This is a genomic window from Streptomyces mangrovisoli, assembly GCF_000974985.2.
Taxonomy (GTDB): Bacteria; Actinomycetota; Actinomycetes; order Streptomycetales; family Streptomycetaceae; genus Streptomyces; species Streptomyces mangrovisoli.
The window spans coordinates 15,164-38,849 of sequence record NZ_LAVA02000003.1 but is presented as its reverse complement, the minus strand read 5'-3'; the positions used below and the strand labels follow the sequence as shown (position 1 = coordinate 38,849).

22 protein-coding genes and 1 tRNA gene are annotated in these 23,686 nt (G+C 73.3%); 11 read left to right on the top strand and 12 right to left on the bottom strand.

Annotation, left to right across the window (positions count from 1 at the left end; genetic code table 11):
• Positions 1-222 precede the first annotated feature (222 nt).
• From WN71_RS01225 to pdhA, 3 genes are read right to left on the bottom strand one after another with little or no spacing between them, the layout of a single operon-like run.
• Positions 223-1,650 (bottom strand): dihydrolipoamide acetyltransferase family protein, encoded by a 1,428-nt coding sequence (locus WN71_RS01225; RefSeq protein WP_071369791.1) that lies wholly within the window; start codon positions 1,648-1,650, stop codon positions 223-225.
• Positions 1,650-2,654, bottom strand: coding sequence for an alpha-ketoacid dehydrogenase subunit beta (locus tag WN71_RS01220; protein WP_046583628.1), 1,005 nt, complete (start codon positions 2,652-2,654; stop codon positions 1,650-1,652). The genes WN71_RS01225 and WN71_RS01220 overlap by 1 nt, the downstream gene beginning before the upstream one ends.
• A complete protein-coding gene (gene pdhA, locus WN71_RS01215; protein ID WP_046583629.1) occupies positions 2,651-3,787 on the bottom strand; it encodes a pyruvate dehydrogenase (acetyl-transferring) E1 component subunit alpha in 1,137 nt (378 codons plus the stop codon). Before pdhA ends, WN71_RS01220 begins: the two co-directional genes overlap by 4 nt.
• A gap of 190 nt (positions 3,788-3,977) precedes the next feature.
• Here pdhA and WN71_RS01210 point away from each other — a divergent pair, with 190 nt between their 5' ends.
• A complete protein-coding gene (locus WN71_RS01210; RefSeq protein ID WP_046583630.1) occupies positions 3,978-4,460 on the top strand; it encodes an Lrp/AsnC family transcriptional regulator in 483 nt (160 codons plus the stop codon).
• A 187-nt stretch (positions 4,461-4,647) separates the two neighbouring features.
• Here WN71_RS01210 and WN71_RS01205 read toward each other — a convergent pair whose 3' ends face one another.
• Complete coding sequence (locus tag WN71_RS01205; protein ID WP_046583631.1) at positions 4,648-5,235, bottom strand: TetR/AcrR family transcriptional regulator; 588 nt, start codon at positions 5,233-5,235, stop codon at positions 4,648-4,650.
• A complete protein-coding gene (locus tag WN71_RS01200; RefSeq protein ID WP_046583632.1) occupies positions 5,232-6,743 on the bottom strand; it encodes a 3-hydroxyacyl-CoA dehydrogenase in 1,512 nt (503 codons plus the stop codon). Before WN71_RS01200 ends, WN71_RS01205 begins: the two co-directional genes overlap by 4 nt.
• A gap of 160 nt (positions 6,744-6,903) precedes the next feature.
• Here WN71_RS01200 and paaN point away from each other — a divergent pair, with 160 nt between their 5' ends.
• On the top strand, positions 6,904-8,592 hold the full coding sequence (gene paaN / locus WN71_RS01195) for a phenylacetic acid degradation protein PaaN (protein WP_046583633.1): 1,689 nt from the start codon (positions 6,904-6,906) through the stop codon (positions 8,590-8,592).
• A 45-nt stretch (positions 8,593-8,637) separates the two neighbouring features.
• Here paaN and WN71_RS01190 read toward each other — a convergent pair whose 3' ends face one another.
• The 3 genes from WN71_RS01190 to WN71_RS01180 are packed head-to-tail and all read right to left on the bottom strand — an operon-like array spanning position 8,638 to position 11,521.
• Complete coding sequence (locus WN71_RS01190; protein WP_046583634.1) at positions 8,638-9,405, bottom strand: TrmH family RNA methyltransferase; 768 nt, start codon at positions 9,403-9,405, stop codon at positions 8,638-8,640.
• The gene (locus WN71_RS01185; protein WP_046583635.1) at positions 9,402-10,622 is read right to left on the bottom strand and encodes an HTTM domain-containing protein; all 1,221 of its coding nucleotides are present in this window, start codon (positions 10,620-10,622) and stop codon (positions 9,402-9,404) included. The genes WN71_RS01190 and WN71_RS01185 overlap by 4 nt, the downstream gene beginning before the upstream one ends.
• Complete coding sequence (locus WN71_RS01180) at positions 10,619-11,521, bottom strand: DUF5819 family protein (RefSeq protein WP_107469524.1); 903 nt, start codon at positions 11,519-11,521, stop codon at positions 10,619-10,621. The genes WN71_RS01185 and WN71_RS01180 overlap by 4 nt, the downstream gene beginning before the upstream one ends.
• Before the next feature lie 329 nt (positions 11,522-11,850).
• Between WN71_RS01180 and paaA the strand changes: the two genes are divergently transcribed.
• The 6 genes from paaA to WN71_RS01150 all read left to right on the top strand — a co-directional run bounded on the left by paaA (position 11,851) and on the right by WN71_RS01150 (position 16,826).
• Positions 11,851-12,870, top strand: a complete 1,020-nt coding sequence (gene paaA / locus WN71_RS01175; RefSeq protein ID WP_046583637.1) for a 1,2-phenylacetyl-CoA epoxidase subunit PaaA — start codon at positions 11,851-11,853, stop codon at positions 12,868-12,870.
• On the top strand, positions 12,867-13,154 hold the full coding sequence (gene paaB / locus WN71_RS01170) for a 1,2-phenylacetyl-CoA epoxidase subunit PaaB (protein WP_046583638.1): 288 nt from the start codon (positions 12,867-12,869) through the stop codon (positions 13,152-13,154). Before paaA ends, paaB begins: the two co-directional genes overlap by 4 nt.
• Positions 13,151-13,933: a 1,2-phenylacetyl-CoA epoxidase subunit PaaC gene (paaC, locus tag WN71_RS01165; RefSeq protein WP_046583639.1), complete on the top strand. Its 783-nt coding sequence runs from the start codon at positions 13,151-13,153 to the stop codon at positions 13,931-13,933. The genes paaB and paaC overlap by 4 nt, the downstream gene beginning before the upstream one ends.
• Positions 13,927-14,478 carry a 1,2-phenylacetyl-CoA epoxidase subunit PaaD gene (gene paaD, locus WN71_RS01160; protein WP_046583640.1) on the top strand — a complete coding sequence of 184 codons (552 nt, stop codon included), beginning with the start codon at positions 13,927-13,929 and terminating at the stop codon, positions 14,476-14,478. Before paaC ends, paaD begins: the two co-directional genes overlap by 7 nt.
• A complete protein-coding gene (locus tag WN71_RS01155) occupies positions 14,478-15,542 on the top strand; it encodes a 2Fe-2S iron-sulfur cluster-binding protein (RefSeq protein ID WP_046583641.1) in 1,065 nt (354 codons plus the stop codon). Before paaD ends, WN71_RS01155 begins: the two co-directional genes overlap by 1 nt.
• 138 nt (positions 15,543-15,680) lie before the next feature.
• Entirely contained in the window at positions 15,681-16,826 is a 1,146-nt protein-coding gene (locus WN71_RS01150) for an acyl-CoA dehydrogenase family protein (RefSeq protein ID WP_046583642.1), read from the top strand.
• A 54-nt stretch (positions 16,827-16,880) separates the two neighbouring features.
• On the opposite strand, the gene WN71_RS01145 is transcribed toward WN71_RS01150, so the two are convergent.
• The 4 genes from WN71_RS01145 to WN71_RS01130 form a co-directional block, all read right to left on the bottom strand.
• Entirely contained in the window at positions 16,881-17,228 is a 348-nt protein-coding gene (locus WN71_RS01145; RefSeq protein WP_420856438.1) for a rhodanese-like domain-containing protein, read from the bottom strand.
• Positions 17,229-17,249: 21 nt separating this feature from the next.
• Positions 17,250-18,074: a J domain-containing protein gene (locus tag WN71_RS01140; RefSeq protein WP_046583644.1), complete on the bottom strand. Its 825-nt coding sequence runs from the start codon at positions 18,072-18,074 to the stop codon at positions 17,250-17,252.
• A gap of 202 nt (positions 18,075-18,276) precedes the next feature.
• The gene (locus WN71_RS01135) at positions 18,277-19,764 is read right to left on the bottom strand and encodes a DUF2252 domain-containing protein (protein WP_046583782.1); all 1,488 of its coding nucleotides are present in this window, start codon (positions 19,762-19,764) and stop codon (positions 18,277-18,279) included.
• A gap of 232 nt (positions 19,765-19,996) precedes the next feature.
• Positions 19,997-20,080: transfer RNA gene (locus tag WN71_RS01130), tRNA-Leu, on the bottom strand.
• Between the two features lie 529 nt (positions 20,081-20,609).
• On the opposite strand from WN71_RS01130, the gene WN71_RS01125 reads away from it, so the two are divergent.
• The 3 genes from WN71_RS01125 to WN71_RS01115 all read left to right on the top strand — a co-directional run bounded on the left by WN71_RS01125 (position 20,610) and on the right by WN71_RS01115 (position 23,678).
• The gene (locus WN71_RS01125) at positions 20,610-21,485 is read left to right on the top strand and encodes an FhaA domain-containing protein (protein ID WP_046583645.1); all 876 of its coding nucleotides are present in this window, start codon (positions 20,610-20,612) and stop codon (positions 21,483-21,485) included.
• 10 nt (positions 21,486-21,495) lie between these two features.
• Positions 21,496-22,017 (top strand): FHA domain-containing protein FhaB/FipA, encoded by a 522-nt coding sequence (locus WN71_RS01120; RefSeq protein ID WP_046583646.1) that lies wholly within the window; start codon positions 21,496-21,498, stop codon positions 22,015-22,017.
• 128 nt (positions 22,018-22,145) lie between these two features.
• Positions 22,146-23,678, top strand: coding sequence for a Stp1/IreP family PP2C-type Ser/Thr phosphatase (locus tag WN71_RS01115; RefSeq protein WP_240529526.1), 1,533 nt, complete (start codon positions 22,146-22,148; stop codon positions 23,676-23,678).
• Positions 23,679-23,686: the final 8 nt, after the last annotated feature.

The window sequence follows — 23,686 nt, the reverse complement described above, 5'->3', positions numbered from 1 at the left end:
TATGCGGGCCGCCGTGATCGCCAGGAACTCACCCCGACCCGCTCTGGCCGCCGCGATCCGCAGGGAAGGGTTGCGCGGGGTGACTCCCGTCAGGTCGGGGGGTGGGGGGTGGGGGCTGATCGTGGCGTCCCGGCCTCGGGTCCGGTCGTGGCTGGTCGCGCGGTTCCCCGCGCCCCTGAGGGGCGCCCCGCAGCCGGGCCACATGCGGGGCACCCCCTGACGTCAGAGCGTGCGCAACAGCACCGCCGGCTGTTCGACGCAGTCCGCCACGTACCGCAGGAAGCCGCCCGCCGTGCCGCCGTCGCACACCCGGTGGTCGAAGGTGAGCGAGAGCTGCACGACCTGGCGCACCGCCAGCTCGCCCTCGTGCACCCACGGCTTGGGGACGATCCGGCCGACACCGAGCATCGCGGCCTCGGGGTGGTTGATGATCGGCGTGGAGCCGTCGACGCCGAACACGCCGTAGTTGTTCAGCGTGAACGTCCCGCCGGTGAGCTCGCCGGGGGTGAGCGTGCCCGTGCGGGCCGACTCGGTCAGCCGGGCGAACTCCGCGGCCAGCCCCTCGGCGTCCCGTGCGTGCGCGTCCCGGACGACCGGCACCACGAGCCCGCGTTCGGTCTGCGCGGCGAACCCGAGGTGGACCTGCTCCAGCCGGACGACCTCCCGCGCCTCCATGTCGACCGTGGAGTTGAGCTCCGGGAACCGGGCCAGCGCGGCGGCGCAGATCCGCGCGAGCAGCGCGATGAGGGAGATCTTCGGGCCGCCGGCCGCGTTCATGGCCGTGCGCGCCCGCATCAGCTCGGTGGCGTCCGCGTCCACCCAGCAGGTGGCGTCGGGGATCTCGCGGCGGCTGCGGGACAGCTTGTCGGCGACCGCGCCGCGCACGCCCTTGAGAGGCACCCGCACCGCGCCGGACGGGGCGGAGGACCGCGCGGGGGCGGCCGGGGCCGCGGCGGGGGCCGCGGTGGCCGGTGCCGCGACGGTCGACGCGGCGGGCGCGGCGGCCGGCCGCGGCGCGGTGCTCTGGGCGGTGCCGGCCCGCAGGGCGAACTCGACGTCCGCGCGCAGGATCAGCCCGTGCGGACCCGAACCGGAGAGGCTGCGCAGGTCCACGCCGCCTTCCCGGGCCAGCCGGCGCACCAGCGGCGAGATCACCGGGACGGGACCGTCCGCGTCCACCGCCACCGCGTCCGTGCCGGCACCCACGAGCGCGGTACCGGCCGGGCTCCGGTCGGCGCCGGAGCGGTCCGGGCCGGAGCGGTCCGCGCCCGTCCGGTTCGCGGGGGCCGTCAGGTCCGCCGGGCCCGGTGCGCGCCGCACGCGGCGACGGCGGGCCGGTGCCTCCGAGGTGCCGTAGCCGACCAGGACGTTGCCCGAGCCCGTGCTCTCGTCGATGGCGGCCGACGAGCCGACGGCGACCGTCAGCAGCGGGGCGCCGACGGGCAGTTCGGTGCCCTCCTCGCCGAACCGCGCCGTGACCACGCCGCCGTAGGGGCAGGGGACCTCGACCATCGCCTTGGCCGTCTCGACCTCCACGACGGGCTGGTCGATCGCGACGACGTCGCCGACCTGCACCAGCCAGCGGACGATCTCCGCCTCCGTCAGGCCCTCCCCGAGGTCGGGGAGCCTGAACTCCAGCACCTGTGCCATCAGCCCTCGGCCTCCCACTGAAGACGCGCCACGGCGTCCAGGATCCGGTCGACGCCGGGCAGGTGGTGCCGCTCCAGCATCGGCGGCGGATACGGCAGATCGAACCCGGCGACCCGCAGCACCGGCGCCTCCAGGTGGTGGAAGCACCGCTCCGTGACGCGAGCGGCGATCTCTCCGCCGGGGCCGCCGAACGAGCCCGACTCGTGCACCACGACCGCGCGGCCGGTGCGCCGGACCGACGCGCAGACCGTCTCGTCGTCGAACGGCACCAAGGAGCGCAGGTCGACCACTTCGAGGTCCCAGCCCTCGGCCCGGGCGGCCTCGGCGGCCTCCATGCAGACCTGCACCGACGGGCCGTAGGTGAGCAGCGAGGCGCTGCGCCCGGGGCGCCGGACCGCGGCGCGGCCGATCGGCTCCACGTCGGTCGGCCGGTCGGGGTTCCAGGTGTCCTTCGACCAGTACAGCCGCTTCGGTTCGAGGAAGACGACCGGGTCGTCGGAGGCGATGGCGGCCCGGAGCAGGCCGTAGGCGTCGGCGACGGTCGCGGGCGTGACGACGTGCAGGCCCGGGGTCGCCATGTAGAACGCCTCGGAGGAGTCGCTGTGGTGCTCGACGCCGCCGATGCCGCCGCCGTAGGGGACGCGGATGGTGATCGGCAGCGGCATCCGCCCGCGGGTGCGGTTGCGCATCCGGGCGACATGGCTGACGAGTTGCTCGAACGCCGGGTAGGCGAAGGCGTCGAACTGCATCTCCACGACCGGGCGCAGGCCGTACATGGCCATGCCGACGGCGGTGCCGAGGATGCCGGCCTCGGCGAGCGGGGTGTCCGTGCAGCGGTCCTCGCCGAACTCCTTGGCGAGCCCGTCGGTGACCCGGAAGACCCCGCCGAGGGTGCCGACGTCCTCGCCCATGACATGGACGGAGGGGTCGGCGGCCATCGCGTCGCGCAGGGCGCGCGTGAGGGCCTGCGCCATGGTGGCGGGCTTGACGGCGACGGTGGTCATCGGTGACCGCCTTCCTGCTCGGCCTCGAGCTCGGCCCGCAGCAGGGCGCGCTGCTCCCGCAGTTGCGGGGTGGGCTCGGCGTACACGTGGGCGAACAGGTCCATCGGGTCGAGCTCCGGGTCCCGGTTCATGCGCTCGCGCAGGTCGGCGGCCATCGCCTCGGCGTCGTCGCGGGCGGCCTGGACCGCCGCCTCGTCGAGCAGGCCGCGGCCGGTCAGCTCGCGTTCGAGGAGCTGGATCGGGTCGTGGTCGCGCCAGGCCTGGACCTCGGCGTCGCCGCGGTAGCGGGTGGCGTCGTCGGCGTTGGTGTGGGCGTCGATGCGGTAGGTGACGGCCTCGACGAGGGTGGGGCCGCCACCGGTGCGGGCGCGGCGCACGGCGTCGGAGAGCACCTCGTGCACGGCGGCGGCGTCGTTGCCGTCGACCAGGCGGCCCGGCATCCCGTATCCGACGGCCTTGTGGGCCAGGGAGGGGGCCGCGGTCTGCTTGGCCAGCGGGACGGAGATCGCGAAGCCGTTGTTCTGCACCAGGAAGACGACCGGCGCCTGCCATACGGCGGCGAAGTTCAGCGCCTCGTGGAAGTCGCCCTCGCTGGTGCCGCCGTCGCCGACCAGGGCGAGCGCGACCACGTCGTCGCCCTTGAGGCGGGCGGCGTGCGCGAGGCCCACGGCGTGCGGGAGCTGGGTGGCCAGCGGGGTGCTGAGCGGGGCGACCCGGTGCTCGTAGGGGTCGTAGCCCGTGTGCCAGTCGCCGCGCAGCAGCGTCAGCGCCTCGACCGGGTCCACGCCACGGGCCACCACGGCGAGCGTGTCGCGGTAGCTGGGGAAGAGCCAGTCGCGGTCCTCGAGGGCCAGCGCGGCGGCGACCTCGCAGGCCTCCTGGCCGGTGGAGGAGGGGTAGACGGCCAGACGGCCCTGCTTGGTGAGCGCGGTGGCCTGCGTGTTGTACCGGCGGCCGCGCACCAGTTGTGCGTAGAGCCGGCGCAGCAGCTCGGGGTCGGCCTTGGCGGCGGCCTCGGTGCCGAGGACGCGGTACGGCTCGGCGTCGGGCAGCAGCGGCTCGGGGTCCGTGCGGGGCTGCCAGGCGGGCGGCGGGGCGGGCTTGTAGGCGCCCCGCTGCTCCATGACCGTCATGACGGCACCTCCTCATGGGAGTGGCTACGGGAGGCGGGTCGCCTGTGACCCGCCTCACCTACCGATTGTTCGGTCGTCGGCACATTTTGGCTACAGGCACCATCAGGCTGTGGACAATCGGTTCTGCACAACCTGAAATGAACGCAGTACGTCCATGGTAGGGAGGCGGGGGGACATGGCACCTGAACAAATGGCCGAGGGTCCTGACGGCGGCGCCGTCCCGCCCCCGCGTCCGCTGGACGCCATCGACGAGGACATCCTCCAGATCCTCCAGGCGGACGGCCGCGCGTCGATACGGTCGGTCGCCGAACGGGTGCATGTCTCGCGGGCCAACGCGTACGCGCGGATCAACCGGCTCGTCGAGGACGGCGTGATCCGCGGCTTCGGCGCCCGGGTCAACCACGAGCGAGCGGGCCAGAGCACGTCGGCGTACATCACGCTGAAGATCGTGCAGAACAGCTGGCGGACCGTGCGCGAGCAGCTCAGGCAGCTGCCCGGCGCCTCGCACATCGCGCTGGTCGGCGGCGACTTCGACGTGCTGCTGCTGGTGCACACGCCGGACAACAGGGCGCTGCGCGAACTGGTGCTGACCCGGCTGCAGGCCATTCCCGAGGTGACGAGCACCCGCACCCTGCTGGTCTTCGAGGAGGAGGACCTGGATCTGGAGGGGTGAGGGGGCGCGCGGCGCCGCCCTCAGAGCTCAAGGCCTGCGCCTTCAGGGCTCAGGTCCTGCGCCTTCAGGGCTCAGGTCCTGCGCCTTCAGGGCTCAGGGCCCGCGCCTTCAGGGCTCAGGGCCCGCGCCTTCAGGGCTCACGGCCCGCCGCCCCCGGCCGGTCCCGGGGTGCGCGGTCCCCCCCGGGTCAGGCGTTGCGCAGCCCCGAGAACACCAGCCGCGCCACCGCGTCGGCCACCTCGCGCTCCGCGATCCCCCGGCCGTCGGGCCGGTACCACTCCACGATGGAGTTGATCATTCCGAACACCAGCCGGGTGGCGAGGCGCACCTCGACGTCGCCGCGCACGTCCCCCTCGGCGGCCGCCGCCTTCAGCAGCTCGGCCACCCGGTGGTCGAAGTCGCGTCGCCGCTCCAGCGCCCAGCGCTCGGTGGCGGTGTTCCCGCGCACGCGCAGCAGCAGCGTGACATACGGCAGTTCGTCGATGAGCACCTCGACCATGCGCCGCACCACGTACTCCAGGCGCCCCGCGGCGTGCCCCTCGCGCGCGTGCTCCTCCTCGAGGATGCCGAAGAGTCCGTCGAGGGCCCGGCTGACGGCCCGGCGCAGCAGCTCCTCCTTGCCCGCGACGTGGTGGTATATCGACGACTTGGAGATCCCGGCGGCCTTGGAGAGGTGCTCCATGGACGTGCCGTCGTAACCGCGTTCGTTGAAGACGCGCACCGCGACGGAGAGCAGCGTCTCGGGCGTGTACGTGTCGCGCTTGGCGGTGGTCACTGGGCCTCCCGCGGGTCCGTGGCGTACGCGTGGCGGTACAGCGCCAGCGAGGGGGCGTAGCGGCCCGAGGGGTCGCGCTGGTGCAGCTCGTCGAGGAGGTCGTAGGCCCAGTCGCGGTAGAGGCGGCGGTCCCACTCGAAGGGGCCCAGGGGGTAGTTGACGCCCAGCCGCATCGCGGTGTCGATGTCCTCCTCGGTGGCGACGCCCTTGGCGACGGCGTCGTACGCGAGGTCGATGATCCGGGCGACCGTGCGGGCGACGATCATGCCGGGCAGGTCGCCGATGACGCTGACGTCCTTGCCGAGCGCCTGGAAGAGGCCGATGGCCTCCAGGACGGTCCGCTGCGGCGTGTCCTGGGCGGCGGACAGCGCGATCCGCGTGGCCTTGCGGTAGTCGAGGGAGAGGTCGAAGTAGACCACGTCGCGGTACTCCGCCGAGGTCTGTCCGTCGGCGAGAGCCAGCTGGCCGCCGCCGGGCAGCACGATGCGGGTGCCGTTGTCCTCGTCCTCCTGGCGCACCTTGATGCCGGCCTCGCGGATCAGCGCGATCAGCTCGCCGGCCGGGTTCAGGTCGCCCTCGACGATGACGTAGGCGGGCGCGTCGGCGGGTTCCGCGGTGTGCGGCTCGGGCCGCTCGGCGTCGGCGCCGTAGTCGTACCAGCCCTGCCCGGACTTGCGGCCGAGGCGGCCGGACTCGACGAGACGGCGCTGGGAGAGCGACGGCGTGAAGCGGACGTCGTGGAAGAACGAGCGCCACACGGAGTGCGTGACCGACTCGTTGACGTCCTGGCCGATCAGGTCGGTCAGTTCGAAGGCGCCCATCTTGAAGCCGCCGCACTCGCGCAGCACGGCGTCGATGGTGGCCGGGTCCGCGGCGTGCGCCTCGTGGACGGTGAACGCCTCGGCGTAGAAGGGCCGCGCGATGCGGTTGACGATGAAGCCCGGGGTGTCGGCGCAGGCGACCGGCGTCTTGCCCCAGGCGCGGGCCATTTCGTAGGCGCGCGTGGCCGAGCCGAAGTCCGTGGCGAAGCCGGAGACGACCTCGACCAGCGGCATCAGCGGCGCGGGGTTGAAGAAGTGCAGGCCGACGAAGCGCCCGGGGTTGCGCAGGGCGCCCGCCACGGCGGTGACCGACAGGGACGAGGTGTTCGTGGCGAGCAGGCAGTCGTCCCCGACGACGTCCTCCAGGTCGCGGAACAGCTGCTGCTTGGCCTCCAGCTGCTCCAGCACCGCCTCGACGACCAGCGCGCAGTCGGCCAGCGCGGCCAGGTCCTCGACGGGCACGAGCCGGTCTCGCGCGGCGTCCCGGTCGGCGCCGGAGAGCCGGTCCTTGGCCACCAGCCGGTCGAGCCGGGCGGTGATCGCCTCGGCCGCCTCCCGGGCGCGGCCCGGGACGGCGTCGTAGAGCCGCACGGGGTGGCCGGCGACGAGCGCGACCTGGGCGATGCCCTGGCCCATGGTGCCGGTGCCGACGACGGCAACGGGGCTGCTGAGGTCCAGTGCTGTCATGGGCGCGATCCTCCCGCACGGGGTTTTCCACAGATGCGGCAGGCCCCCTTGTCCCGACCGATCGTTCGGTTACTCTAGCCCTGGTTGGCTGTTCCTGCCCATGTTTCTGCCCAGGTCATGAGCTCGACGAGGAGCTCTTGAGACGAGGAGTTGGTCCCGCATGGCCGCACTGACCGCGCACGAGCTGATCGCCCGGCACCGGCCCACGCTCGATCAGGCGCTGGAGGCGATCCGCACCCGCGCCTACTGGTCACCGCACCCCGAGCACCCGAAGGCGTACGGCGAGAACGGCAGCCTGGACGCCGCCGCGGGCAAGGCCGCCTTCGACGCCCTCCTGGGCACCCGCCTCGACCTGGACCAGCCCGGCACGGACGACTGGGTCGGCGGCGAGATCTCCCCCTACGGCATCGAGCTGGGCGTCAGCTACCCGCACGCGGACGTGGACGTGCTGCTGCCCGCCATGCGGGCCGGGCAGCGCGCGTGGCGGGACGCGGGCGCCGAGGCGCGCGCCGTGGTCTGCCTGGAGATCCTCAAGCGGATCAGCGACCGGACCCACGAGTTCGCCCACGCGGTCATGCACACCAGCGGGCAGGCGTTCATGATGGCGTTCCAGGCGGGCGGCCCGCACGCCCAGGACCGCGGCCTCGAAGCGGTGGCGTACGCGTACGTGGAACAGGTGCGCACCCCGGACACCGCGGAGTGGACCAAGCCGCAGGGCAAGCGCGACCCGCTCGCGCTCACCAAGACCTTCGTGCCCGTGCCGCGCGGCATCGGCCTGGTGATCGGCTGCAACACCTTCCCGACCTGGAACGGCTTCCCGGGCCTGTTCGCCTCCCTCGCCACGGGCAACGCGGTGCTGGTCAAGCCGCACCCGCGCGCGGTGCTGCCGCTGGCTCTCACCGTGCAGGTGGCCCGCGAGGTGCTGACCGAGGCCGGCTTCGACCCGAACCTGGTCGCGCTCGCCGCCGAGCGGCCGGGCGAGGGCGTCGCCAAGACGCTCGCCACCCACCCCGAGATCCGGATCATCGACTACACCGGCTCGACGTCGTTCGGCGACTGGCTGGAGGCCAACGCCCGCCAGGCGCAGGTCTACACCGAGAAGGCCGGCGTCAACACGGTCGTCGTGGAGTCCACCGGGAACTACAAGGGCGCGCTCGCCAACCTGGCCTTCTCGCTGTCGCTGTACAGCGGCCAGATGTGCACCACCCCGCAGAACCTGCTGATCCCCCGCGACGGCATCCGCACCGACGAGGGCCCCAAGACCTTCGACGAGGTCGTGGCCGACCTCGCGCGTGCGGTCGACGGGCTGCTCGGGGACGACGCGCGCGCGAACGCGCTGCTCGGCGCGATCGTCAACCCGGACGTCAAGGCGCGGCTGGAGGCCGCCGCGGGCCTCGGCGAGGTCGCGCTCGCCTCCCGCGAGGTCGACAACCCCGAGTTCCCGGGCGCGGTCGTGCGCACCCCGGTGATCGTCAAGCTCGACGGCGCCAAGCCGGACGCCGAGGCCGCCTACATGAGCGAGTGCTTCGGTCCGGTCTCCTTCGCCGTCGCCGTGGACTCCCCGGCCGACGCCCTGGAGCTGCTGCGGCGCACGATCCGCGAGAAGGGCGCCATGACCGTCGGCGCGTACACCACGGACGACGAGTTCGAGCGGGCCGTCGCGGAGGTCTGCATGGACGAGTCCGCCCAGCTGTCGCTGAACCTGACCGGCGGGGTGTACGTCAACCAGACGGCCGCGTTCTCCGACTTCCACGGCTCCGGCGGCAACCCGGCGGCCAACGCCGCGCTCACCGACGGCGCGTTCGTCGCGAACCGCTTCCGCGTCGTGGAGATCCGCCGGGAGGCGTGACGGCGGCGGGAGCCGCCCTGACACGGCTCCCGCGGCCCACCCGGCTCAACGGGCGCCGGGCGCGCCCCCGTCGGCGCTCCAGTGGTACAGCGTCATGGCCACACTGGTCGCGAGGTTGTAGCTGGAGACCTGGGGGCGCATCGGCAGCGCCAGCAAGTGGTCGGTGCGGGCGCGCAGTTCGGCCGACAGCCCGCTGCGCTCCGAGCCGAACGCGAGCACCGCGTCGTCCGGCAGCTTCACGCCCCGGATGTCCTCGCCCTCCGGGTCGAGGGCGAACACCGGGCCCGGCGGCAGCTCGTCGACCGCCAGCCGCTCGACGGCCGTCGCGAAGTGCAGCCCCGCACCGCCGCGCACCACGGTCGGGTGCCAGGGGTCGAGCGTGCCGGTGGTGACGACGCCCGTCGCCCCGAACCCGGCGGCGAGCCGGATCACGGCGCCCGCGTTGCCGAGGTTGCGGGGGTTGTCGAGCACCACGACCGGCGCACGGCGCGGCGCGGAGGCGAGGGCGCGCAGATTCGCCTCCCGCGCGGGCCGTACGGCGAGGGCCGCCACCGCGGTCGGATGCGGACGCGCCACCAGGGCGCCGTAGACCGCCTCGGGGACCTCGGTGAGCAGCGCGTCCAGCGTGGCGCGTACGTCGGGGGCCAGCTCGTCGGCCAGGGCGAGCGCCGCGCGGCGGTCGGCGGTGACCGCCACCGGCACCTCGGCGCCGAAGCGGACCGCGTGCTTCAGCGCGTGGAAGCCGTCGAGCAGGACGCAGCCGTCCGCGCGCCGGTGCCAGAGGCGCACGGGGTCGCCGGCGTGGTCGTTCATGCCGTGAAGCCTACGCGGGCGTCGCCCGCCTCCTCCTCGCTGCCGCCGCCCCGCTGACCTGGCAGGACCACCGCGCCGCGGCGCAGCACCCGGTCCCGCGCGCGGACCGCCCCGTCGCCCAGGCGGCGCAGGAACGAGGTCGGCAGGAAGACGGCGTCCGCCGCGATCATCGCCAGCGAGAAGAACGGCAGTCCGAGCACCACGGCGATCACCGCGTGCTCGGTCATCATCGCGGCCAGCAGCACGTTCTTGACCCGGCGGTTGAAGAGCGTGAACGGGAAGGCCACCTGCACGAGGACAGTCCCGTACGTCACCAGCATCACCAGGGTGCCGCTGGACGACAGCAGCCCGGCGAGCCCCGGCCACGGCGAGAAGGACTCCAGGTGCAGCGGGTAGTAGACGGCCGTTCCGTCCTGCCAGCGCGAGCCCTGGATCTTGTACCAGCCGGCGGTGGCGTAGATCAGGCACGCCTCCGCCATGATCACGAAGAGGCCGGCGTTGTGGACGACGTTGCCGACCACATCGGCCAGGATGCGCGGCTGCGGGCTGCGCGGCCACCGCCCGGCGGCCCACCACAGGCCCTGCGCGAGCCACATGCCCCACAGCAGGGCGGGCAGCGGCCAGTCGCCGGTGCCGAGCCGCCCGGCCACGGTCACCACGGTCAGCAGCCCGCCCAGGACGATCCACAGCGCGGGGCCGAGGCGGTCGGCACGCGGCACTCCCCGCGCGCGTGCCGACGCGTCGCGCCGGGCGCGCCGGGCGTCGAGGGACCACACCTGGCCGCAGCGGGTGAACACCAGGTAGATCGACATCAGGTGCAGGACGTTGTCGCCGCCGTCGCCCATGAAGACGCTGCGGTTCTGGAGCGAGACCACCCCGACCATGAACAGCACGGACGCCGTACGGGTGCGCCAGCCCAGCAGCAGCGAGACGGCCGCGAGGACGGTCAGCCAGTAGAGCGCCTCGAACCACGCCTGGCCGTGGAACCACAGCAGCGCGGTGAAGGCGCCGTTGTCCCCGGTCAGCTCCTTGCCGAGGGTGAAGCTCCAGGTGCCGTCGGGGCCGTACATCTCCTGGCGGTGCGGGGCCTCGCGCAGCAGGAACAGCAGCGCGGTCAGCGCGAAGCCGATGCGGATGACGGCGGACTGGCAGGGCCCGAGGGCCGACTCGGTGACGCGGGCGATGCCGCGGGAGACCGACAGCGCGAGACGGTTCACCGCACACCTCCCGCGGCCTCGTCGGACGGCACCGACCACCAGGGCAGCTCGCGGTAGACCGGCGTCGTCGAGATCTGCTCGTCGCTCCACTTCGGCGGCGGCACGTTCGTGGTGACCGAGCGGAACTGCACGCGCTCGACGGTGCCGCCCGGGCCCGCCGCGTCGTCGCGGCCGAGCCGCAGGACCGCGATCCGGCGCAGATACTGCTCGGACAGGTCGCCGCGCAGGCCCACGGGATGGTTCGCGCCGTCGTGGGTGCCGAGGAAGAAGTCCCAGGCCCGGCGCAGCTCGTTCTGCCGGGTGTGGCTGGGCAGCGGGTTGCCGTCGATGGCGCGGCCGTCCTCGGCGGACAGGTCGTACCAGCCGGTCGTGCGGGAGGCGCCGTCCTCGGTGCGGACGTCGGCGCGCACCTGGACGTCGATGTTCTGCTGCAGCGGGTTCGGCGCGAACAGCTTCCAGTTCTGCTCGAACTCGGGGTAGACCCAGTCGTCGATCGCCTCGCCGTGCTGCTTGGTGACCGTGTTCGCCGGCGCGACGTGCAGGAACACCATCCCCAGATGGACACAGGCGACCACGGCGACGACGGCGAGCGCGAGCGCGGCGCCGACCTGGTAGGGCAGGGAGAGCGCGGCCAGGGTGGTGCGGGGTGCGGCGGGGTCCGGGAAGTCGGCGTGCGCCGGATCCTCGGTGGGCCCGCACCCGTCGGTCGGCACCGCCGCCTCGGGCCCCACAGTCCCGTCGGGACCCTCGGCCCCCTCGGAAAGCACCGCCCCCTCGGGACCCGCAGGCCCATCGGGACCCTCGGACCCTTCGGGAAGCCGGGCCCCTTCGGGAGCCTCGGCTCGCTCGGGAGCCTCGGCATCCCGCGAGGCGCCCGGTCGTGCGTCGTCCGCGGCCATCGCGCCCCCTCCCCTTGCCCGTCCCCGGTCCCTGTGTCGTACGGCCGTACGACGCCGCCGGCGCGTCGCACGATGCCACGGCGCCCCGCCCCGGCGCTCGCACGATGTCACAGCCGTCGCACCGGCACCGTACTCAGGGCGGCCCCGGCCGCACAGCCCCTCTCACCCACCGGGCAGGGCACGCGTGCTCGGGAGTTTTCCACAGGCGGCCCCGCGGGTTGTCCACAGCGGTTGACACCTTACGGCGCCCCACCTCACCATTGAATCGCACGGACCGAACGATCGGTCGGGCGAGAACAGACACAGCCACCCAGGTCGAGGGGGACCGCATGGCGACAGCAGCCGCGCACCGACCGCCCGGCGCCCAGGCGCACGGCGCGGAGGACACCGCCGTCATCGAGGCGTACACGCGGCGTTTCGACGCGGCCGTCGCCGCGGACGAGCGCATCGAGCCGCGCGACTGGATGCCGGACGCCTACCGCGCGACGCTGGTCCGGCAGATCGCGCAGCACGCGCACTCCGAGATCATCGGCATGCAGCCCGAGGCCAACTGGATCACGCGCGCGCCGTCCCTGCGCCGCAAGGCCATCCTGATGGCCAAGGTCCAGGACGAGGCGGGCCACGGCCTGTATCTCTACAGCGCGGCCGAGACCCTGGGCGTCGGCCGCGACGAGCTGCTCGACAAGCTGCACAGCGGCCGCCAGAAGTACTCCTCGATCTTCAACTACCCCACCCTGACCTGGGCGGACGTGGGCGCGATCGGCTGGCTGGTGGACGGCGCCGCCATCACCAACCAGGTCCCCCTGTGCCGCTGCTCCTACGGCCCGTACGCCCGCGCGATGGTCCGGGTCTGCAAGGAGGAGTCCTTCCACCAGCGCCAGGGGTACGAACTGCTGCTGGCCCTGAGCAACGGCACGCCCGAACAGCACGCGATGGCCCAGGACGCGGTGGACCGCTGGTGGTGGCCGTCCCTGATGATGTTCGGCCCGCCGGACGACGAGTCGCAGCACTCCGCCCAGTCGATGGAGTGGAAGATCAAGCGGCACTCGAACGACGATCTCCGCCAGCGCTTCGTCGACATCTGCGTCCCCCAGGCGGAGTCGCTCGGCCTCACCCTCCCCGACCCGGACCTCCGCTGGAACGAGGAGCGGGGAGAGCACGACTTCGGAACCATCGACTGGACCGAGTTCTGGGAGGTCCTCAAGGGCAACGGCCCGTGCAACGAGCAACGGATCACCCAGCGCAGGAAGGCCCACGAAGAGGGCGCCTGGGTGCGGGAGGCGGCCGCCGCCCACGCGGCCAAGCACACCGGCGAGCAGACCGGCGAGACAGGAGCGACGCGAGCATGACCCACACCGACTGGCCCCTGTGGGAGGTCTTCGTGCGTTCGCGCCGGGGCCTGTCCCACACCCACGCCGGCAGCCTGCACGCGCCGGACGCCGAGCTGGCCCTGCGCAACGCCCGCGACCTGTACACCCGGCGCGGCGAGGGCGTCTCCATCTGGGTCGTGCCCTCGGCCGCGATCACCGCGTCCTCCCCCGACGAGAAGGACCCGTTCTTCGAGCCGGCCGCCGACAAGCCCTACCGCCACCCGACGTTCTACGAGATCCCGGACGGGGTGAAGCACCTGTGACCCCACCCGAGACCACCACGCCCACCGGGACCGCCGCCCCGGCCGGGCCGGGCGCGCCCGTGTTCCCCACGGCGGCCGCCCTGGCCCTCGGCGACGACGCGCTCGTGCTCTCCCACCGCCTGGGGGAGTGGGCCGGCCACGCCCCCGTCCTGGAGGAGGAGGTCGCGCTCGCCAACATCGCCCTCGACCTGCTGGGCCAGGCCCGCGTGCTGCTGTCGATGGCGGGCGACGAGGACGAGCTGGCGTACCTGCGCGAGGAGCGCGCCTTCCGCAACCTCCAGCTGGTCGAGCAGCCGAACGGCGACTTCGCCCACACCATCGCCCGCCAGCTGTACTTCTCGACCTACCAGCTGCTGCTGCACGCCGAACTGGCGGCGGGCGACGGCCCGTTCGCCCCGCTCGCGGCGAAGGCCGTCAAGGAGATCGCCTACCACCGCGACCACGCCGAGCAGTGGACCGTGCGCCTCGGCGACGGCACGGACGTCAGCCACGAGCGCATGCAGCGCGCGTGCACGGCGCTGTGGCGGTTCACCGGCGAGATGTTCCAGCCGGTGGAGGGCCTCGGCCTCGACGAGAAGACCCTGACCGCCATGGAGAGCGCCTGGCTCGACTCGGTCACCGGCGTGCTGGGGCGCGCCGGGCTGACCGTCCCCGACGGCCCGCGCGGCGGAGCGTGGGCGGCGGGCGCGGGCCGCCAGGGAGTGCACACCGAGCCCTTCGGGCGGATGCTCGCCGAGATGCAGCACCTGCACCGCAGCCACCCGGGGGCGTCATGGTGACGCCGACCGCCCTGGAGGCCGAACTGCTCGCCGTGGCGGGCTCCGTGCCCGACCCCGAGCTGCCCGTGCTCACCCTCCGCGAGCTGGGCGTGGTGCGCGCCGTCCATCTGCGCGGAGCGGACTCGGCGGAGGTCGAGCTGACCCCGACGTACACCGGCTGCCCCGCGATCGAGGCGATGTCGATGGACATCGAACGGGCGCTGCGCGCCCACGGGTTGCGCGAGGTCCAGGTGCGCACGGTTCTCGCCCCGGCCTGGTCGACCGACGACATCTCCGACGAGGGGCGGCGCAAACTCCGGGAGTTCGGCATCGCACCGCCCCGCCACGGAGCCCGCGCCCAGGAGGGCAACGTCCCGGTGGCCCTCTCCCTCGGCCCGACCCGCACCCTCGACGGCGAACCGGCCGGCGCCCAGGCCCCCGTGTGCTGCCCGCACTGCGGATCGGACCGCACGGAGCTGCTGAGCCGCTTCTCCTCCACCGCGTGCAAGGCGCTGCGGCGCTGCCTCGACTGCCGCGAACCGTTCGACCACTTCAAGGAGTTGTGATGGCCCGCTTCCACCCGCTCCCGGTGGCCGCGGTCGACCGGCTCACCGACGACTCCGTGGCCCTGACCCTCGCCGTCCCCCCGGAGCTGCGCGAGGAGTTCCGGCACGCGCCGGGGCAGCATCTGGCCCTGCGGCGCGTGGCCGACGGGCAGGAGATCCGGCGGACCTATTCGATCTGCTCCCCCGCTCCCGCCGCGGACGGCGAGGGCCCGCACACCCTGCGGGTCGGGGTGCGTCTGGTCGAGGGCGGCGCCTTCTCGACGTACGCGCTGAAGGAGGTGAACGTCGGCGACGAGCTGGAGGTGATGACCCCGGCCGGCCGCTTCATCCTCGACCCGGCGCCGGGACTGTACGCGGCGGTGGTCGGCGGCAGTGGCATCACGCCCGTGCTGTCGATCGTCTCGACCCTGCTGGCGCGCGAGCCCCGCGCCCGGTTCTGCCTGTTCCGCAGCGACCGCACGGCGGCCTCGACGATGTTCCTGGAGGAGGTCGCCGATCTCAAGGACCGCTATCCGCAGCGGTTCCAGCTGGTCACCGTGCTCTCCCGGGAGGAGCAGCAGGCGGGGCTGCCCTCCGGCCGCCTCGACGAGGACCGGCTGACCGGGCTGCTTCCGGCGCTGCTGCCGGTGGAGCGGGTCGCCGGATGGTTCCTGTGCGGGCCGTACGGCCTGGTGCAGGGGGCCGAGCGGGCGCTGCGCGGGCTCGGGGTGCCCCGGGACCGGATCCACGAGGAGATCTTCCACGTCGACTCCGGCACGGCCGAGGGCACGGCGGCACCGGCGCCCGCGCGGGCCGCGGTGACCGCCCGGCTCGACGGACGCGGGGGCACCTGGCCGGTGCAGTCCGGGGAGTCGCTGCTGGAGACGGTGCTGCGCAACCGCCCCGACGCGCCCTACGCCTGCAAGGGCGGGGTGTGCGGGACCTGCCGGGCCTTCCTGGTCTCGGGCGAGGTGCGCATGGACCGCAACTTCGCGCTGGAGAGGGAGGAGACGGAGGCGGGGTATGTGCTGGCCTGCCAGTCCCATCCGGTGACCGAGCAGGTGGAGCTGGACTTCGACCGCTAGGTCCCGTCGTCGGGGCCCGGGTCGGTCGGGCCCGTTCCCTTCTTCTAGAACCTGTTCTATCTTGACGCTCCGTCAGACCGGGTGGGGGATTCGTCCCCGCGCCCGGTCGTTGCCGGTGCGCGTGGGAGGACAGGGACCGTGGACTTCACCTTCACCGAGGAACAGCAGGCGGCGGCCGAGGCGGCGCGAGGCGTGTTCTCGGGCGTCGCGCCGGACGCGGTGCCGAGCCCCGCGCTCACCGCCGGCGCCGTCGCCGACGACTTCGACCGCGCCCTGTGGGCGAGGCTCGCGGAGGCCGACCTGCTGAGCCTGCTGCTGGACGAGGAGCACGGCGGGGCGGGCCTCGACGCCGTCGCGCTGTGCCTGGTGCTGCGCGAGTCCGCGAAGGTCCTGGCGCGGGTTCCGCTGCTGGAGACCAGCGCGGCCCTCGCCGTCGTGCAGGCGTACGGCGGCGGGGCGGCCGGCGCGGAGCCGTACGTGCGGGCGGCGCGGGGCGAGCTGGTGCTGACCGTCGCGGCGCACGGCCGCACCGGGCACGACCCGGCCGAACGCGCGGTGACCGCGCGCCGGGAGGACGGCGCCTGGGTCCTGGACGGCGTGCAGACGGCGGTGCCGTGGGCGTACGGCGCCGACATCGTCGTGGTCCCCGCGCACACCGGCAGCGACGGCGGCGCCGACCGGACGGTCCTCGCCCTCGTCCCCCGCGACCACCCGGGCACCTCGCTCGCCGAGCAGATCTCCACCACCGGCGAGCGGCTCGGCGAACTGCGCCTGGAGGGCGCCCGGTTCGCCGACCGGGACGTCATCGACGCGGACGGCGCCTGGGAGCGGCTGCGGCTGCTGCTGACCACGGGGACCTGCGCGCTGGCGCTCGGGCTGGGTGAGCGGGTGCTGCGGATGAGCAGCGAATACACCGGCAAGCGGGAGCAGTTCGGGTTTCCGGTGGCGACGTTCCAGGCCGTCGCCGTGCAGGCCGCCGACCGCTACATCGACCTGCGCGCCATGGAGGCCACGCTCTGGCAGGCGGCCTGGCGGATCGCGTCGGGGGCGCCGGGCGCGCTGCCCGCCGCCGGGGATGTCGCCGTCGCCAAGATCTGGGCAGCGGAAGGGGTACGGCGCGTGGTGCAGACCGCGCAGCACCTGCACGGCGGCTTCGGCGCCGACACGGACTACCCGCTGCACCGCTATCACGCCTGGGCCAAGCATCTGGAGCTGTCGCTCGGCCCGGCCCCGGCGCACGAGGAGGCCCTCGGCGACCTCCTGGCCGCCCACCCGCTGGGCTGACGGCACGGCGGGGCCCGGCCGACGGCGGCGGGGCCCGGCCGACGGCGACAGGCCCTAGAGGACGTGCCCCGGCTTGCCCTCGTCCGTGACGACCGGGCGGCCGGCGGCCGCCCACACCTGCATGCCGCCGTCCACGTTCACCGCGTCGATGCCCTGCTGGGCCAGATACATCGTGACCTGCGCCGAGCGCCCGCCGGAGCGGCAGATCACATGGACCCGCCCGTCCTGCGGCGCCGCCTCGGTCAGCTCGCCGTAGCGCGCGACGAACTCGCTGATCGGGATGTGCAGCGCCCCCTGCGCGTGGCCCGCCTGCCACTCGTCGTCCTCGCGGACGTCGAGCAGGAAGTCGCCGTCCTTGAGGTCGCCGATCTGGACCGAGGGCACACCAGTTCCGAAACTCATGGTTCCGACGCTACCGGACCGTCAGTCCTGGCTGAGCAGCTCCGCCAGCCGAGCCTCGCGTTCGAGGACCTGCGTGCGCAGCTGGCCGGCGATCTCCTCCAGGAGGCCGTCGGGGTCCTCCGGGGCGAGCCGGAGCATCGAGGCGATCGGGCCGTCCTCGAGTTCCTTGGCGACGATCGTGAGCAGTTCCTTGCGCTCGGCGAGCCACTCCAGGCGGGCGTAGAGCTCCTCGCTGGGGCTCGGCCTGCGCTCCGGGGGCACCGGACCGGCGGCCCACTCCGCGGCCAGCTCGCGCAGCAGCGCCTCGTCGCCGCGGGCGTAGGCGGCGTTGACCCGGGCGATGAACTCCTCGCGCCGGTCGACCTCGGCCGCGTCCTGCGCCAGGTCGGGGTGGGACTTGCGGGCCAGCTCGCGGTAGAGCTTGCGGGCCTCCTCGCTGGGCCGCACGCGCTCCGGGGGCCGTACCGACTGCTCCGTGAGCATCGCCACGGCCTCGGGGAACAGGCCGCCGCCGTCCATCCAGCCGTGCATCAGCTCCTCGACACCGGGGATCGGGGCCACCTGGGCCCGCGCCTCCTGCGCCGCGCGGATGTCCGCGGGGTCGCCGGTGCGGGCCGCCTTGGCCTCGGCGATCTCCGCGTCCAGCTCCTCGAGCCGGGCGTACATCGGGCCGAGCCTCTGCTCGTGCAGGCGGGAGAAGTTCTCCACCTCCACGCGGAAGGTCTCCACCGCGATCTCGAACTCGATCAGCGCCTGCTCGGCGGCCCGCACGGCCCGCTCCAGCCGCTCCTCGGGCCGGGGCTGCGGGCCGTCGGACTGGGGCTGCTCAGCTTCCGGGGTCGTCACCCGACCAGCGTAGGCCACCGCCGCACCGGCAGGCCGGGCACGGCCGTGATCGAGCACACACCCCCGCACACCCTTGCCGACGCCCCCCGGCAGACGTCTCCAGCAGACACCCCCACGCCCTCGCCCCGGCCCCACCCACGTCCGAGCCACCGGACCACCGGCCCCCGGTGCAGCCCCCGGCCCCGCCGACGTCCCCGCCGCCTCAGACCCCGGTCTCCGCCGCGATCCGGCCCGTGCGGACCGCCGTCACCAGGTCCGCGTGGTCCGCCTCCGTGCGGTCGGCGTAGGCGACGGCGAACGCGGCGATCGCCTCGTCGAGTTCCTCGTTCTTGCCGCAGTAGCCGGAGATCAGCCGCGGGTCGGCGCTGTGCGAATGGGCGCGGGCCAGCAGCGCGCCGGTCATGCGCGCGTAGTCGTCCATCTGGTCGGCGGGCAGGGCGGCCGGGTCGACGCTGCCCTTGCGGTTACGGAACTGGCGCACCTGGAACGGCCGGCCGTCCACCGTCGTCCAGCCCAGCAGGATGTCGCTGACGACCTGCATCCGCTTCTGTCCCAGCACCACCCGGCGGCCCTCGTGGTCCACGGCCGGGGTCTCGAAGCCCGCGGTCGCCAGGTGCGGCACCAGGGCGGAGGGGCGGGACTCCTTCACCTGGAGGACGAGCGGTTCGCCGCGGTGGTCGAGGAGCAGCACCACGTAGGAGTGGGTGCCGACGCTGCCCGTGCCGACGATCCGGAAGGCCACGTCGTGCACCGCGTGCCGGGCCACCAGCGGCAGCATGTCCTCGGGCAGCGTGCCGACGTAGTGCTCCAGGGACGCCGCGACCGACGCCGCCTCCGCGTCGGGGACGCCGCGCAGCACCGGCAGGGACTCGACGAAGCGGCGGCCCCCGTCCTCGGTCGCCTCGGTCGACTTCCCCGCGAAGCGCCCGCTGGTGTTGGCCCGCGCCTTCTCCGACACCCGTTCCAGGGTGCCCAGCAGGTCGTGCGCGTCGGTGTGGGAGACGAGCTCCTCGTCGGCGATCGCGTTCCACGCCTCCAGCACCGGCAGCCGGGCCAGCAGGCGCATGGTGCGCCGGTAGGAGCCCACCGCGTCCCGGGCGGCCTCGCGGCACCGGTCCTCGTCCGCGCCGGTCTCGCGCCCGGCCAGCACCAGCGAGGCGGCGAGCCGCTTGAGGTCCCACTCCCAGGGGCCGAGGACCGTCTCGTCGAAGTCGTTCAGATCGATGACCAGGCCGCCGCGGGCGTCGCCGTACAGCCCGAAGTTGGCGGCGTGCGCGTCACCGCAGATCTGCGCGGTGACGCGGGTCATGGGCGTGCGCGCGAGGTCGTGGGCCATGAGGCCCGCCGAACCGCGCAGGAACGCGAACGGGGTGGCCGCCATCCGGCCGGTCCGGATCGGCATGAGCTCGGGGATGCGGCCCCGGTTGGACTCCTCGACCGCCCGCACCGCGTCGGGGCGGGCGGCGTCGAGGTCGAGTTCGGCGTGCGCCCGGCGCGGCACCCGGTCGCGCAGCGCCCTGCCGTCCTTCCTGGGCGAGCCCTGCTCCCCGGCCGGCCGGCGCGCGAAGCCCGGCACCCACGGCACCCGATGGGCCGGGCCCGGCGTCGCGGCCCCCTGTTCCGGGGACGTCCCGGGCCCGGGGACCCGGCCCGCCGCCGTCCCCGTGATCTCCACTCCGACCTCGGTCACCACGACCGCCTCCCCCGTGCCGGACCTGCCCGGTCCGAACGCGCGAACATCAACTCGTGCAGACCGTACAGCGGGGTACGAAAGCGCGTCAGACCCTGTGGACAACTGCTGTGATTGTCCTCACGCGAAGATCATCCCGAGCCGGCGGACCACCCCTGCCCCGGACAACGCCAAAACCCCTCAGAACAACGCGAAAGCCCCTCAGGTCCGAGACCTGAGGGGCTTCCAGCTGTGCGCGAGGGGGGAGTTGAACCCCCACGCCCTTGCGGGCACTGGAACCTGAATCCAGCGCGTCTGCCTATTCCGCCACCCGCGCATTGGGTGTGTCTTCCGGCTCCGTCCCGCTGGGGTTCGGCGCCTTCCGACATGCAGAACATTAGCACGCCGTACGGGGTGGGTTCACATCCCTTATCGGCGGGCAGACGCACCACCCGGCAGGGCGTCCACCGGGGACGTCCGAGGGGATTCGACGAGATCACCGGGCATCCGGCGGGGGTCCGCGGACGATCACCGGGGGCGTTCGGGAGGGCAGGTCTCAGCAAGTACCGGTTCACGTATCAACCTCGTACCGGTCCCGCTCATCTCACATGCGGGCGGACCGGGTCCACAGTCAGGTGCGGGACACTGGTCATGGGCCGCCTCTACGATCCATGGCAGGAGGAGTTCGAAGAGGAACTCCTCCGGGAATCCGGGAGGGGGACCGGCGTGGGCGGTACGACGTGTCGGCACCCGTCGACACCTCTCGACGGGGCCCGCAGGGGGAACCGGCCGTTTGCCGGGCGCGTGGATACGATCAGTAAGCAGTACCAGGCAATGCAGTACGGCAACTACGGAGGAGGTGCCTCATGGGAGTCCTGAAGAAGTTCGAGCAGCGCCTCGAAGGTCTGGTCAACGGCACCTTCGCCAAGGTCTTCAAGTCCGAGGTCCAGCCGGTCGAGATCGCCGGCGCGCTCCAGCGCGAGTGCGACAACAACGCCACGATCTGGAACCGGGACCGCACGGTCGTCCCCAACGACTTCATCGTGGAGCTGAGCGCGCCCGACTTCGAGCGGCTCAGCCCCTACTCCGGCCAGCTCGGCGACGAGCTCGCCGGCATGGTGCGCGACTACGCCAAGCAGCAGCGCTACACGTTCATGGGCCCGATCAAGGTCAACCTGGAGAAGGCGGACGACCTCGACACCGGCCTGTACCGGGTGCGCAGCCGTACGCTCGCCTCCTCCACCGACCAGCAGGCGCCCGGCCGCGCTCCCGCGGGCCCGCAGGCCGGCCGCGGCGGCTACGGCTACCCGCAGCCCGCGCAGTCCGGCTTCCAGCAGCCCTCGGGCGCCCCGCCGATGCCGGCGGCGCCGCCGCCCGGCGGACGTCCCGGCGCGGCCCCCTACGGCCAGCGACCCGGGGCGGCCGGCGGCGGTCTCGCCGGAGCACCGCAGCCCGGGTCCCAGACCCGCTACTGGATCGAGATCAACGGCACCCGCCATCAGATCTCCCGCGCGACGCTCGTGATGGGCCGCAGCACCGAGGCCGACGTGCGGATCGACGATCCCGGCGTCTCCCGTCGGCACTGCGAGATCCGGACCGGAACGCCCTCGACGATCCAGGATCTCGGCTCCACCAACGGCATCGTGGTGGACGGGCAGCACACCACCCGCGCTACGCTCCGCGACGGCTCGCGGATCGTCGTGGGCAGCACCACCATCATTTACCGGCAAGCCGAAGGGTGAAGCGGGGGCAATGTCAGAGCTGACCCTCACGGTCATGCGGCTGGGTTTCCTGGCCGTACTGTGGCTGTTCGTGATCGTGGCCGTGCAGGTCATCCGCAGCGACCTGTTCGGAACGCGCGTCACTCAGCGCGGATCCCGTAGGGACGCCGGCCGCCAGCAGCAGCAGGCGGCCCGGCAGGCCGCGCCGCCGCAGCAGCGCGGCCAGCAGCCCGCGGGCGGTGGCCGCCAGCGGCGCAACGCCCCCTCCAAGCTCGTCGTGAGCGAGGGCACCCTCACGGGTACCACCGTCGCGCTCCAGGGCCAGACCATCACCCTGGGCCGCGCGCACGACTCCACGATCGTGCTGGACGACGACTACGCCTCCAGCCGCCATGCCAGGATCTACCCGGACCGCGACGGCCAGTGGATCGTCGAGGACCTCGGATCCACCAACGGCACGTACCTGGACCGGTCCCGGCTGACGACTCCCACGCCGATCCCGCTGGGTGCGCCGATCCGCATCGGCAAGACCGTCATCGAGCTGCGGAAGTAGTGCTACATCATGAATAGGCGCGAGCGGAGCGAGCACGCAGCGGCGGCCCACACCCAGGGCCCCGGCGCGCTCCCGACCGGAGGGTGGGCACCGTGCGGATGTATCCGGAGCCGACGGGCGAGGTGCGCATGAGTCTGTCACTGCGCTTCGCCGCCGGATCGCACAAAGGCATGATCCGGGAGGGCAACGAGGACTCCGGCTACGCCGGTCCGCGTCTGCTCGCCATCGCCGACGGCATGGGCGGACAGGCGGCGGGCGAGGTCGCCTCCTCCGAGGTGATCTCCACCCTCGTCACCCTCGACGACGACGTGCCCGGGTCCGACATCCTGACGTCGCTCGGCCTGGCCGTGCAGCGCGCCAACGACCAGCTGCGCTCGATGGTCGAGGAGGACCCCCAGCTCGAGGGCATGGGCACCACCCTGACCGCGCTGCTGTGGACGGGCCAGCGCCTCGGCCTGGTGCATGTCGGCGACTCCCGCGCCTATCTGCTGCGCGACGGCGTGCTCACGCAGATCACGCAGGACCACACCTGGGTGCAGCGCCTCGTCGACGAGGGCCGCATCACCGAGGAGGAGGCCAGCACGCACCCGCAGCGGGCGCTGCTGATGCGCGCCCTCGGCAGCGGCGAGCACGTCGAGCCCGACCTGTCGATCCGCGAGGTGCGGGCCGGCGACCGCTATCTGATCTGCTCCGACGGACTGTCCGGGGTCGTCTCCCACCAGACGATGGAGGACACCCTCGCCAGCTACCAGGGCCCGCAGGAGACCGTGCAGGAGCTGATCCAGCTCGCGCTGCGCGGCGGCGGCCCGGACAACATCACGGTGATCATCGCCGACGTGCTCGACCTGGACACCGGGGACACCCTCGCGGGGCAGCTCTCCGACACCCCGGTCGTGGTCGGCGCGGTCGCCGAGAACCAGCACCACCTGCACGACAACGGCATCATGCAGACCCCCGCGGGCCGCGCCTCCGGGCTCGGCCGCCAGGTCCCCGGACAGGGCGGCGGGGGCGGCGAGTTCGGCCCGCCCGGCTCCGGCGACACCACCGGCTACGTGCCGGCGGGCAGCTTCGGGGACTACACGGACGACGACTTCGTCAAGCCCCGCAAGGGCCGCAGGTGGCTGAAGAGATCCTTCTACACGGTGCTCGTGCTGGCCGTGATCGGCGGCGGCCTCTACGGCGGTTACCGCTGGACCCAGACGCAGTACTACGTCGGGGCCAACGGCGAGCACGTCGCGCTGTACCAGGGCATCAGCCAGGACCTGGCCTGGGTGAAGTTGTCGAAGGTGGCGACCGACCACCCCGAGATCGAACTCAAGTACCTGCCGCCGTACCAGCAGAAGCAGGTGAAGGCGACGATCACCGAGGGCGGACTGCCGGACGCCCGCAAGAAGATCGAGGACCTGTCGGTGCAGGCGTCCGCGTGCAAGAAGGAGGCACAGCGGGAGGCCAGCGAGGCCAACAACGCCAAGAGCGGCACCAAGACCGACAGCACCAAGGGAACCACCAGCACCTCACTCACGTCCAAGGCGTCGCCGACTCCGAACCCGTCGGGCACTCCGACGACGTCCCCCTCCCCGTCCACGTCCGCGACCCCCAGCTCCGGTCCCACCCTCTCGGAGGATGAGCAGAAGGTCGTCTCGCTGTGCGGTAAGCAGTAGGCCAAACC

Excerpts from the sequence above, each read along its gene's own strand:
- WN71_RS01190 (WP_046583634.1), bottom strand. The coding sequence starts at position 9,405 with ATGAACGACCACGCCGGCGACCCCGTGCGCCTCTGGCACCGGCGCGCG.
- WN71_RS01145 (WP_420856438.1), bottom strand. The coding sequence starts at position 17,228 with ATGAGTTTCGGAACTGGTGTGCCCTCGGTCCAGATCGGCGACCTCAAG.
- WN71_RS01125 (WP_046583645.1), top strand. The coding sequence starts at position 20,610 with ATGGGAGTCCTGAAGAAGTTCGAGCAGCGCCTCGAAGGTCTGGTCAAC.
- WN71_RS01225 (WP_071369791.1), bottom strand. The coding sequence starts at position 1,650 with ATGGCACAGGTGCTGGAGTTCAGGCTCCCCGACCTCGGGGAGGGCCTG.
- paaA (WP_046583637.1), top strand. The coding sequence starts at position 11,851 with ATGGCGACAGCAGCCGCGCACCGACCGCCCGGCGCCCAGGCGCACGGC.
- paaD (WP_046583640.1), top strand. The coding sequence starts at position 13,927 with ATGGTGACGCCGACCGCCCTGGAGGCCGAACTGCTCGCCGTGGCGGGC.
- WN71_RS01115 (WP_240529526.1), top strand. The coding sequence starts at position 22,146 with ATGAGTCTGTCACTGCGCTTCGCCGCCGGATCGCACAAAGGCATGATC.
- WN71_RS01180 (WP_107469524.1), bottom strand. The coding sequence starts at position 11,521 with ATGGCCGCGGACGACGCACGACCGGGCGCCTCGCGGGATGCCGAGGCT.
- WN71_RS01210 (WP_046583630.1), top strand. The coding sequence starts at position 3,978 with ATGGCCGAGGGTCCTGACGGCGGCGCCGTCCCGCCCCCGCGTCCGCTG.
- paaN (WP_046583633.1), top strand. The coding sequence starts at position 6,904 with ATGGCCGCACTGACCGCGCACGAGCTGATCGCCCGGCACCGGCCCACG.
- WN71_RS01220 (WP_046583628.1), bottom strand. The coding sequence starts at position 2,654 with ATGACCACCGTCGCCGTCAAGCCCGCCACCATGGCGCAGGCCCTCACG.
- WN71_RS01120 (WP_046583646.1), top strand. The coding sequence starts at position 21,496 with ATGTCAGAGCTGACCCTCACGGTCATGCGGCTGGGTTTCCTGGCCGTA.
- paaB (WP_046583638.1), top strand. The coding sequence starts at position 12,867 with ATGACCCACACCGACTGGCCCCTGTGGGAGGTCTTCGTGCGTTCGCGC.
- WN71_RS01155 (WP_046583641.1), top strand. The coding sequence starts at position 14,478 with ATGGCCCGCTTCCACCCGCTCCCGGTGGCCGCGGTCGACCGGCTCACC.
- pdhA (WP_046583629.1), bottom strand. The coding sequence starts at position 3,787 with ATGACGGTCATGGAGCAGCGGGGCGCCTACAAGCCCGCCCCGCCGCCC.
- WN71_RS01200 (WP_046583632.1), bottom strand. The coding sequence starts at position 6,743 with ATGACAGCACTGGACCTCAGCAGCCCCGTTGCCGTCGTCGGCACCGGC.